Genomic DNA, 1,202 nt, shown 5'->3' on the forward strand with positions numbered 1-1,202 from the left:
CATTACATGCTGGCAACTAAACATAGGGGTTGCGCTCGTTGCGGGACTTAACCCAACACCTCACGGCACGAGCTGACGACAGCCATGCAGCACCTAGTTTCGTGTCCCGAAGGACTGTAGCGTCTCTGCTACATTCACTAACTTTCAAGCCCGGGTAAGGTTCCTCGCGTATCATCGAATTAAACCACATGCTCCTCCGCTTGTGCGGGCCCCCGTCAATTCCTTTGAGTTTCACCCTTGCGGGCGTACTCCCCAGGTGGAATACTTAACGCTTTCGCTTAGACGCTGACCGTATATCGCCAACATCGAGTATTCATCGTTTAGGGCGTGGACTACCAGGGTATCTAATCCTGTTTGATCCCCACGCTTTCGTGCCTCAGTGTCAATCGGACCATAGTAAGCTGCCTTCGCAATCGGTGTTCTGTGACATATCTATGCATTTCACCGCTACTTGTCACATTCCGCCTACCTCTAGTCCATTCAAGCCCATCAGTATCAAGGGCACTGCGATAGTTGAGCTACCGTCTTTCACCCCTGACTTAACAGGCCACCTACGCACCCTTTAAACCCAATAAATCCGGATAACGCTTGGATCCTCCGTATTACCGCGGCTGCTGGCACGGAGTTAGCCGATCCTTATTCTTACAGTACATTCAGCTATCTACACGTAGATAGGTTTATTCCCGTATAAAAGCAGTTTACAACCCGTAGGGCCGTCTTCCTGCACGCGGCATGGCTGGTTCAGACTTCCGTCCATTGACCAATATTCCTTACTGCTGCCTCCCGTAGGAGTCTGGTCCGTGTCTCAGTACCAGTGTGGGGGGTAATCCTCTCAGATCCCCTAAACATCGTAGCCTTGGTAAGCCGTTACCTTACCAACTAGCTAATGTTCCGCATGCCCATCTTGTTCCTATAAATATTTGGTAATTAAATGATGCCATTCAATTACGTTATGCGGTCTTAATCTCTCTTTCGAGAGGCTATCCCCCTGAACAAGGTAGGTTACATACGTGTTACGCACCCGTGCGCCACTCTCATCTGGAGCAAGCTCCAAAATCCCGTCCGACTTGCATGTATTAGGCCTGCCGCTAGCGTTCATCCTGAGCCAGGATCAAACTCTCCATTGTAAAATGTTTTGTTTGTATCCAGACCCTATTATAATAATAGAAATCTGTTTTTTGATGTTATTGTCAGCCGAAGCC

Annotated in this window: 1 rRNA gene; it reads right to left on the minus strand. The window is 49.0% G+C overall.

Features of this window, described 5'->3' with window-relative positions:
- Positions 1-1,127: ribosomal RNA gene (locus IRJ16_RS22790) — 16S ribosomal RNA — on the minus strand; the annotation flags it as partial.
- Positions 1,128-1,202: the final 75 nt, after the last annotated feature.

The organism is Mucilaginibacter myungsuensis, from assembly GCF_015222005.1.
Classification (GTDB): Bacteria; Bacteroidota; Bacteroidia; order Sphingobacteriales; family Sphingobacteriaceae; genus Mucilaginibacter; species Mucilaginibacter myungsuensis.